A 9,127-nucleotide genomic window follows, 5' to 3' on the forward strand; every position below is an offset into this window, starting at 1 on the left:
CCCGCACCGTCCGGGGACGGTGCGGGGCCTGCGGACCAAACCGGGATGCCTTACAGGCCGAGCTCGACCTCGAACTCGCCGGCCTCCAGGATCTCCTTGACCGCGACCAGGTAGCGGGCGGCGTCCGCGCCGTCCACCAGGCGGTGGTCGTAGGAGAGCGACAGGTAGGTCATGTCGCGGATGCCGATCGCGGTGCCGCCGTCGGCCTCGATCACCACGGGGCGCTTCACGGTCGCGCCGATGCCCAGGATGGCGGCCTGGTTCGGCGGAACGATGACGGTGTCGAACAGCGCACCGCGCGAACCGGTGTTGGAGATGGTGAAGGTCGCGCCGGACAGCTCGTCCGGGGTGATCTTGCTGTCGCGGACCTTCGACGCCAGCTCCGCGGTCTTCTTCGAGATGCCGGCGATGTTCAGGTCGCCCGCACCCTTGATGACCGGGGTCATCAGACCCTTCTCGGAGTCCACCGCGATACCGATGTTCTCGGTGTCGAAGTAGGTGATGGTGCCCTCGGCCTCGTTGATCCGGGCGTTGACGACCGCGTGGGCCTTCAGCGCCTGGGCGGCGGCCTTCACGAAGAACGGCATCGGGGACAGCTTCACGCCCTCGCGGGCCAGGAAGGAGTCCTTCGCCTTCGCGCGCAGCGACATGATCCGGGTGACGTCCACCTCGACCACGCTGGTCAGCTGCGCCTGCTCGTGCAGGGCCTTCATCATGTTGTCGCCGATGACCTTGCGCATACGGGTCATCTTGACGGTCTGGCCACGCAGCGCGGACGGCGCGGCGGCGGCCTTCGCCGGGGCGGCGGCAGCGGGGGCGGCGGCCGGAGCCGGCGCGGCCTTCGCGGCCTCGGCGGCGGCGATCACGTCCTGCTTGCGGATGCGGCCGCCGACACCGGTACCGGCGACGGAGGACAGCGCGACACCGTGCTCGGCGGCGAGCTTGCGCACCAGCGGGGTGACGTAGGCGTCACCGGCGTCCGCGGCCGGAGCGGCGGCGGCCGGAGCGGCAGCGACCGGAGCCGGGGCGGCGGGGGCGGCCGGCGCGGCCGGAGCCGGAGCGGCGACCGGGGCGGCGGGCGCGACCGGCGCGGGGGCCGGGGCCGGAGCAGCCGGGGCGGCCGGAGCCGGAGCGGCGGCAACCGGAGCCGGAGCAGCCGGAGCGGTCGGGGCGGCCGGAGCGGCAGCCGGGGCCGGGGCGGCGGCGACCGCGCCCGCGGCGCCGATCAGCGCCAGCTGGGCGCCGACCTCGGCGGTCTCGTCCTCGCCGACCAGGATCTTCACCAGGGTGCCCGCCACGGGGGAGGGGATCTCGGTGTCGACCTTGTCGGTGGAGACCTCCAGCAGCGGCTCGTCGACCTCGACGGTGTCGCCCTCGGCCTTCAGCCAGCGGGTGACGGTGCCCTCGGTGACCGACTCGCCCAGCGCGGGCAGCACCACCGGGGTGGCGTCGGCGGCCGGCGCGGCAGCCGCGGGGGCCTCCGCCACCGGAGCGGCCGGGGCAGCCGGAGCGGCCGGGGCCTCAACGGCGGCCGGAGCGGCCGGAGCCTCGGCGACCGGGGCCGGAGCGGCCTCGGCGGCGGGGGCCGGGGCGGCAGCCGGGGCGCCGGAGCCGTCGTCGATGACCGCCAGCTCGGCGCCCACCTCGACGGTCTCGTCCTCGCCGACCTTGATCGAGGCCAGGATGCCGGAGGCCGGCGCCGGGATCTCGGTGTCGACCTTGTCGGTGGAGACCTCGAGCAGGGGCTCGTCCATCTCCACGCGCTCACCCTCGGCCTTCAGCCAGCGGGTGACGGTGCCTTCGGTCACGCTCTCGCCCAGCGCGGGCAGTGTTACTGAGACCGCCATGGTTCCAGCGACTCCTATCAAGTCTTGCGTTCAGGAATGAAGGGGGACGGGGGCGCGATCAGTCGTGCGCGTGCAGCGGCTTGCCGGCCAGCGCGAGGTGGGCCTCGCCGAGGGCCTCGGACTGGCTCGGGTGCGCGTGGATCAGCTGCGCGACCTCGGCGGGCAGGGCCTCCCAGTTGTAGATCAGCTGGGCCTCGCCGACCTGCTCGCCCATGCGGGCGCCGACCATGTGGACACCCACGACGGCGCCGTCCTTGACCTGGACCAGCTTGATCTCGCCGGCGGTCTTGAGGATCTTGCTCTTGCCGTTGCCCGCAAGGTTGTACTTGAGGGTGACGACCTTCTCCTTGCCGTACTGCTCGACGGCCTTGGCCTCGGTCAGGCCGACGGAGGCGACCTCCGGGTTGGAGTACGTCACCCGCGGGATGCCGTCGTAGTCGATCGGGACGACCTTGAGGCCGGCGATCCGCTCGGCGACCAGGATGCCCTCGGCGAAGCCGACGTGGGCCAGCTGCAGGGTCGGGACGAGGTCGCCGACGGCGGAGATGGTCGGCACGTTGGTGCGCAGGTACTCGTCGACCAGGACGTAGCCGCGGTCCATCGCGACGCCCTGCTCCTCGTAGCCCAGGCCGGCCGAGACCGGGCCGCGGCCGATGGCGACGAGCAGCACGTCGGCCTCGATGGACTTGCCGTTCTCGGTGGAGACCCGGACACCGTTCTCGGTGTACTCCACGCCGGAGAAGCGGGACTTCAGCTCGAACTTGATGCCGCGCTTGCGGAACGCGCGCTCCAGCAGCTTGGAGGAGTTCTCGTCCTCCAGCGGCACCAGGTGGGGCAGGCCCTCGACGATGGTGACGTCGACGCCGAAGGACTTCCAGACCGAGGCGAACTCGCAGCCGATGACGCCGCCGCCGAGGATGATCGCGGACTTCGGGATGTAGTCCAGCTTCAGCGCGTGGTCGGAGGAGATGATCCGGTCGCCGTCGATGTCCAGGCCCGGGATCGAACGCGGCACGGAGCCGGTGGCGAGGACGATGTGGCGGCCCTCGATGCGCTGCCCGTTGACGTCCACCGAGGTCTGCGAGGACAGCCGGCCCTCGCCCTGGATGAAGGTGACCTTGCGGGAGGCGACCAGGCCCTGCAGGCCCTTGTACAGGCCGGCGACGACGTCGTCCTTGTACTTGTGGACGCCCTTGATGTCGATGCCCTGGAAGGTGGCCAGGACGCCGAAGTCGGCGGCTTCGCGGGTCTCGTCGGCGACCTCGGCGGCGTGCAGCAGCGCCTTGGTCGGGATGCAGCCGCGGTGCAGGCAGGTGCCGCCCAGCTCACCCTTCTCGATCAGCGCGACGCTCAGGCCCAGCTGAGCGCCACGGAGGGCCGCGGCGTAGCCGCCGCTTCCGCCTCCGAGAATGACTACGTCGAAAACGGTGCTGGCGTCGTTCGCCACGTCACGTCCTCCATGCAAAAGGTGCGGATCGCCGGGCCGGTCGCGGTCCGGTGGGTGAGTGCCCTTGTAAGGGCGCCCAGTCGTGCCGGAAATACATCTTTGCACTTGTTGGCGGCGGGTGGCGTCGGAGGGTGCCCCGGCCGGGCCCCGGTGCGGCCCGCAGAGCGGTGGGGTGACCCGGTCCCGGAGGTATCGTCCCAGCTCACGGCCGGGAAATCGGCATTCGGAGGTACTCCGTTCGGGGGGCTTCGCGATAGCAGTTCCGCCCTGCGGAATCAATTTTCGCCGGAGGCGAACAGCCGGCCGGATCGACACCCCTCGCTACCGGCTGGTAATGCGTGTGGGGCCCGACACCCACAGGTGCCGGGCCCCACACGTCGACGGGTCACTCGCCCGCGGCGATGTCCTCCGCGAAGCGGACCAGGGTGCGCACCGCGCTGGCGGTGCCGCCCTTCGGGGTGTAGCCGGACGGGCTGCCCTCGTTGAACGCCGGGCCCGCGATGTCGAGGTGCGCCCAGTCGATGCCCTCGGCGACGAACTCCTGCAGGAACAGGCCGGCCACCAGGCCGCCGCCCATCCGCTCGCCCATGTTCGCCAGGTCGGCGACGGTCGTCTCGACCATGCCCTTGCGCAGGTCGGCCGGCAGCGGCATCGGCCAGGACGCCTCGCCCACCGCGCCCGCGGTCTCGTGCAGCTTGGTGCGCAGCGCGTCGTCGTTGGCCATCACGCCGAAGGTGCGGGCGCCCAGCGCCATCATCATCGCGCCGGTCAGGGTCGCCACGTCGATGATCACATCGGGCTGCTCCTCGCCGGCCCGGACGATCGCGTCGGCCAGCACCAGGCGGCCCTCGGCGTCGGTGTTCAGCACCTCGACGGTCTTGCCGCCGTACATCCGCAGCACGTCGCCGGGGCGGGTGGCGGTGCCGGACGGCATGTTCTCCGCCAGCGCCAGCCACGCCGTCACGTTGACCTGCAGGCCCAGGCGCTTGGCGGCGACCACGGCGGCGAAGACGGCGGCGGCGCCGGCCATGTCGCACTTCATGGTCTCGTTGTGGCCGGCCGGCTTCAGCGAGATGCCGCCCGAGTCGTAGGTGATGCCCTTGCCGACGAACGCCAGCGAGGCCTTCGCCTTCGGGTGGGTGTAGGCCACCTTCACCAGCCGCGGCGGGTTGGCCGAGCCGGTGCCGACGCCGAGGATGCCGCCGAAGCCGCCCTTGGCCAGCGCCTTCTCGTCCAGCACCTCGACCTTGAGGCCGTGCTCCTTGCCGGCCGCCTGCGCGATCGCGGCGAAGGACTTCGGGTTCAGGTCGTTCGGCGCGGTGTTGACCAGGTCGCGGGCCCGGTTCATCTCCTCGCCGATCGCGGTGGCGCGCTCGACGGCGGCCTTGGCGTCCTTCGAGCCCTTGCGGTCGGTCAGCACGACCAGCTCGGCGACCGGGGCCTTGCCCGCGTCGGCCTTGTAGGAGCCGAACGCGTACGAGCCGAGCAGCGCGCCCAGCGCGACCGCCTCGACGTCCTCGGCGGGCAGCGCCAGGGCGACCTTCTTCGACCCGGCCAGGGTGCGGGCGGCCAGACCGGCGGCCTTCCGCAGCTCCTCGGCGTCGAACGGGCCGTCGACGGCCTCGCCCAGGCCGACGGCCAGCACCAGCGGCGCCTTCAGCCCGGCCGGAGCGGGAAGCTTGACCGCCTCACCCTCGGCACCGGTGGCGCCCAGGGTGGTGAGGACCTCGGCCAGCTTGCCCTCGAACGCCTCGACGACCGCCTCGGCGCCGGACGCCACGACCAGGCCCTTGGGGCCCTTCGCGACACCGATCACCAGGGCATCCGCGCGCAGGCTCGCGGCGGAGGAGGTGCTCACAGACAGTGCAGTCACGACAAATGCGTCCTGTTCTTTCGCGGTCCACAGCCGGTGACGGCTCCGTTGCCGACCGGCAAACCCGGGCAGACTCCGCGGCGAAACGGGGCATGGGGCCAGGGTGCTCACCGCATGGTAGTCCGCATGCTGGGATCTCGCCGCCCCGCCTGTACCAGTGAACGAACCACTGCCCGCCGTGACGGTGCGTGAGTTCCTACCCGGACGGGCGGTCAGATCAGCGCGAGCGCCACCAGCGTCGCCGTCACCGAGGTCTCCACCAGCGCCCCCAGCACGTCCCCCGTCACCCCGCCGAAGCGCCGCACGCACCGCCGCAGCACCCCCGCCGCGACCGCCACCCCGCACAGCACGGCCACCCCGCACTGCCACCGCAGCCCGGCCGCCGCACCCGCCACCACGAACGTCGCCGCCACCGCCGCCACCGGGCTCACGGTGGCCGCCACCATCGCCCCCAGCCCCCCGGGCCGAGCGGCCGGCACCGACCGCAGACACCCCCACGCCAACGCGAGCCGGCCCGCCACGGCCGCGACGGTCGCGGCGAGCGCGCCCCGCCACGGCGAAACCGCGAACTGGCCTGCCAGCACCGCGACTTGACCCAGCATCAACAGGACGAGGGTCAGCACTCCGAACGGCCCGATGTCCGACTGCTTCATGATCCGCAGCGCGTCCTCGGCGGGCTTCCCGCTCCCCAGCCCGTCCGCGACATCGGCCACCCCGTCCAGGTGCAGCCCCCGGGTCACCACCGCCCCGACCCCCACCACCGCGACGGCCCCCAGCAGCGCCCCGCCCCGCCACGCGACCAACGCCCCGACGGCCCCCGCCAGCACCCCCACCACCAGCCCGACCACCGGAGCGACCACCATCGCCACCCCACCCGCAGCCCGGTCCCACCGGTGCACCCGCACCCGAAACACCGTCAACGTCCCGAACGCGAAGCGCAGGCCCGCGCCGGCCGCCTCAATCGCAGACGGATGCGAAACCGAGGGCGCGGAGGGGTGCGAAACCAGGGGCGCTGGGGGTACCCCCAGCGAAGCGAGGGGGCGGAACTGCGCGAGGTCGGGAGACGACGCCGTAGAGCCCCCCGCCGAGAGACTCTCTGCGCGCTCGGCCCTCGGCAGGCCGTTCTCGTCGCTCACCAGCTGTTGCCGTACCAGCCGCTCAGTACCGCCCCAGCAGCTCCGCCGCCGTAGGCAGCTTCGCCGGAGCCCGCGGCGGCAGCCGCTTCGCGGAGGGCACCGCGGCCGGCTCGGCCAGGGTGTCCGTCGCGGCCTGGAGGAGGGGCAGGGCCAGGACGGCGGAGACGCCCTCGCCCATGGTGACGCCGACGTCCTGGAGCGGCGTCAGGGTGAGCCGGTCGTACGCCTTGGCCTGGGCGGGCTCGCCACTGAGCGCGGCGGCCCGCCACCACTCGGGGGCCCGGAAGGCGATCCGCTGGGCGACCAGCGCGCAGGCCGCGGAGACCACGCCGTCCAGGACGACGGGCAGCTTGCGGACGGCGGCCTGCAGCAGGAAACCGGTGATCGCCGCGAAGTCCGCGCCGCCGGTCGCGGCGAGCAGCGCGAGCTGGTCGCCGAGCACGGGCCGGGCCCGGCGCAGCGCGTCGCGGATGGTGGCGCACTTGACCATCCAGACGCGGTCGTCGATGCCGGAGCCGCGGCCGGTGACGGCGGCGGCGTCGGTGCCGCAGAGGGCGCCGATCAGGACGGCGGCGACGGTGGTGGAGCCGACGCCGAGGTCGCCGAGCAGCACCAGGTCGGTGCCGGCGTCGGCCTCCTCGTCGGCGACGGCCATGCCGGCCCGGAAGGCCCGCGCGGCTTCGTCGGCGGTGAGGGCGTTCTCGACGTCGATCCGGCCGGAGCCGCGCCGGACGCGGTGGCGGACGACCTCCTCGGGGAACTCGGCGGGGTCGGCGTCCACCGCGATGTCGACGACGCGGACGTCCGCGCCGTAGCGGCGGGCGAGCGCGCTGACGGGCGCGGTGCCGTCGAGGACGGCGCGGACCCGGTCGGCGGTGCCGCCGCGGGCGTTCAGGGTGGAGATGCCGAGCGAGGCGACGCCGTGGTCGGCGGCGAACAGCAGGACCTTGCTGCTGCTCAGCGGACGGGTCGGCGCCTCGCCCTGCGCGGACGCCAGCCAGGCCGCCAGCTCCTGGAGCCGGCCCAGGCCGCCGCGCGGCACGGCCAACTGCTGCCAGCGCTCCTCGGCGCCGCGCCGCGCACTCTCGTCAGGCCGTTCGACGAGCGAGGAGAAAGTGTCGAGATCCACGGTGGTGTCCATCGCTCGGCAATCTACACGGCCGCCCCTTTGATGGTCAGCACCTGTCCGGCGACCACCAGCAGCACCTGTTCGGAGGCGTCGGCGACGGCCATGTTGAGCCGTCCGAGGGTGTCCCGGAAGCGCCGTCCGGAGGCGGTGGCGGGGACGACTCCCATGCCCACCTCGTTGGAGACGGCGACGACGGTCCGCCGGGTGTCGCCCCAGGCGGCGGCCAGTGCGGCGCAGCGCGCCTCGACGGCCTCCCGGCCGCCCCCGTGCCACCGCTCGTCGTCCCAGGCGTCGTGCTCGTCCATGACGGCGGTCAGCCACAGCGCCAGGCAGTCGATCAGCACCGGCGCCGGGTCGGTGCGGTCGGCGAGCACGGCCTCCAGCGCGCAGGTCTCGGCGGTGCGCCAGCCGGCCGGGCGGCGGGCGCGGTGCAGTTCGACGCGGTGGGCCCAGTCGGTGTCGCCGTCGCGGGTGCCGGAGGTGGCGACGTACAGCACGTCGGGGTGGTCGGCGAGCAGCTGTTCGGCGCGGGTGGACTTGCCGGAGCGGGCGCCGCCGAGCAGCAGGGTGCGGGGGAGTGCCATGCGATCATCCTGCCGGACGGCGCATGCCCGCCTGCGGGCTGGGCACGCTACTCTCGCAACCCTTCAGCAGCGCGACCCGGAGGAGCCCGGCATGGTGTGGACCTGGCGGTACGAGAAGAACGACGGCGCCGTGGTGGCCCAGGACGGCGGCGCCGAGGAGTTCTCCAGCCAGGGCGACGCCGAGACCTGGATCGGCGAGGAGTGGAAGACGCTGCTGGACGACGGCGTCGACCGGGTGGTGCTGGTCGAGGACGGGCGCGACATCTACCCGATGAGCCTGCACGAGGGCTGAGGCCCGGGCCCCCCGCCGGCGTGCGCCGCCGCGCTCACTTCGCCGAGATCACGTGCAGCAGCGCGGCGACGTGCCGGTACGGGTCCTGCTTGCCGGCCCGTTCCTCGGCGTCCAGCAGCTGGCCGAGCTGGCGGCCGTCCACCGGGGCGGCCTCGTCCGGCATGGTGTCGGTGAACACCCGCACCCCGTACCAGTGGTGGACGGGGACGGCGAACCCGGCGAGGGTGGTGGAGAGTTCGGCGAGCCGGTCGGCGCGGGCGGGCAGGCCGAGCCGGTTGGTGTAGCGGGTGGTGTCGAAGGCTTCCTGGCAGGCCCGCCAGTCGCCGGTCAGCCCGGCCCGCATGGCCAGCGCGTCGCCGTTGCGGACCAGCAGCGAGAGCAGCCCGCCGGGGGCCAGGATGCGGGCCACCGAGGCGAGCATCGGGTCCGGGTCGGGCAGGTACATCAGGGTGCCGTGGCAGAGCACCAGGTCGAAGCTGCGCGGCCCGAACCAGCGGCCGACCTGGTGGCCGTCGCCGGTGAGCAGCTGGACCCGTTCGCCGACCTCGGGGGGTTCGGCGGCCAGCGCCTCCTGGAGGACGGCCAGCATGTTCGGGTCCGGGTCGATGGCGGTGACGAAGTGCCCGGCGCGGGCCAGCCGCAGCGCCTGGGTGCCCTCGGCGCAGCCGACGTCGAGGACGCGCAGCGCGGTGCCGAGGGTGAGCTGTTCGGCGAGCTGCCGGGTCACCAGTTCGTGGCGGACCAGGTTGTGCAGTCCGCCGTGCCGTTCCAGCCATTCGCCGGCCCCGCTGTGGTACGGGCCGCCGCGGGCGCGCGGAC

Annotated in this window: 7 protein-coding genes and 1 pseudogene; 1 reads left to right on the forward strand and 7 read right to left on the reverse strand. The window is 73.6% G+C overall.

Annotated features, from left to right (window positions below):
• Positions 1-50 precede the first annotated feature (50 nt).
• The 6 genes and pseudogenes from sucB to cobU form a co-directional block, all read right to left on the reverse strand.
• On the reverse strand, positions 51-1,847 hold the full coding sequence (gene sucB / locus ACWEMJ_RS32605; protein WP_452140755.1) for a 2-oxoglutarate dehydrogenase, E2 component, dihydrolipoamide succinyltransferase: 1,797 nt from the start codon (positions 1,845-1,847) through the stop codon (positions 51-53).
• Between the two features lie 58 nt (positions 1,848-1,905).
• Positions 1,906-3,294, reverse strand: coding sequence for a dihydrolipoyl dehydrogenase (gene lpdA / locus ACWEMJ_RS32610; protein WP_380481174.1), 1,389 nt, complete (start codon positions 3,292-3,294; stop codon positions 1,906-1,908).
• 385 nt (positions 3,295-3,679) lie between these two features.
• A complete protein-coding gene (locus tag ACWEMJ_RS32615; RefSeq protein ID WP_452140756.1) occupies positions 3,680-5,167 on the reverse strand; it encodes a leucyl aminopeptidase in 1,488 nt (495 codons plus the stop codon).
• A gap of 212 nt (positions 5,168-5,379) precedes the next feature.
• Positions 5,380-6,174 carry an adenosylcobinamide-GDP ribazoletransferase gene (locus tag ACWEMJ_RS32620; RefSeq protein WP_452140759.1) on the reverse strand — a complete coding sequence of 265 codons (795 nt, stop codon included), beginning with the start codon at positions 6,172-6,174 and terminating at the stop codon, positions 5,380-5,382.
• A gap of 151 nt (positions 6,175-6,325) precedes the next feature.
• Complete coding sequence (locus ACWEMJ_RS32625) at positions 6,326-7,444, reverse strand: nicotinate-nucleotide--dimethylbenzimidazole phosphoribosyltransferase (RefSeq protein ID WP_452140757.1); 1,119 nt, start codon at positions 7,442-7,444, stop codon at positions 6,326-6,328.
• An 11-nt stretch (positions 7,445-7,455) separates the two neighbouring features.
• Positions 7,456-8,004 (reverse strand): annotated as a pseudogene (cobU, locus tag ACWEMJ_RS32630) (bifunctional adenosylcobinamide kinase/adenosylcobinamide-phosphate guanylyltransferase); the annotation flags it as partial.
• A 103-nt stretch (positions 8,005-8,107) separates the two neighbouring features.
• On the opposite strand from cobU, the gene ACWEMJ_RS32635 reads away from it, so the two are divergent.
• On the forward strand, positions 8,108-8,308 hold the full coding sequence (locus ACWEMJ_RS32635; RefSeq protein WP_452140758.1) for a hypothetical protein: 201 nt from the start codon (positions 8,108-8,110) through the stop codon (positions 8,306-8,308).
• Between the two features lie 34 nt (positions 8,309-8,342).
• On the opposite strand, the gene ACWEMJ_RS32640 is transcribed toward ACWEMJ_RS32635, so the two are convergent.
• The gene (locus tag ACWEMJ_RS32640) at positions 8,343-9,053 is read right to left on the reverse strand and encodes a class I SAM-dependent methyltransferase (RefSeq protein WP_452140760.1); all 711 of its coding nucleotides are present in this window, start codon (positions 9,051-9,053) and stop codon (positions 8,343-8,345) included.
• Positions 9,054-9,127: the final 74 nt, after the last annotated feature.

It is taken from the genome of Kitasatospora sp. NPDC004531 (assembly GCF_053602195.1).

Excerpts from the sequence above, each read along its gene's own strand:
- ACWEMJ_RS32635 (WP_452140758.1), top strand. The coding sequence starts at position 8,108 with ATGGTGTGGACCTGGCGGTACGAGAAGAACGACGGCGCCGTGGTGGCC.
- ACWEMJ_RS32625 (WP_452140757.1), bottom strand. The coding sequence starts at position 7,444 with ATGGACACCACCGTGGATCTCGACACTTTCTCCTCGCTCGTCGAACGG.
- sucB (WP_452140755.1), bottom strand. The coding sequence starts at position 1,847 with ATGGCGGTCTCAGTAACACTGCCCGCGCTGGGCGAGAGCGTGACCGAA.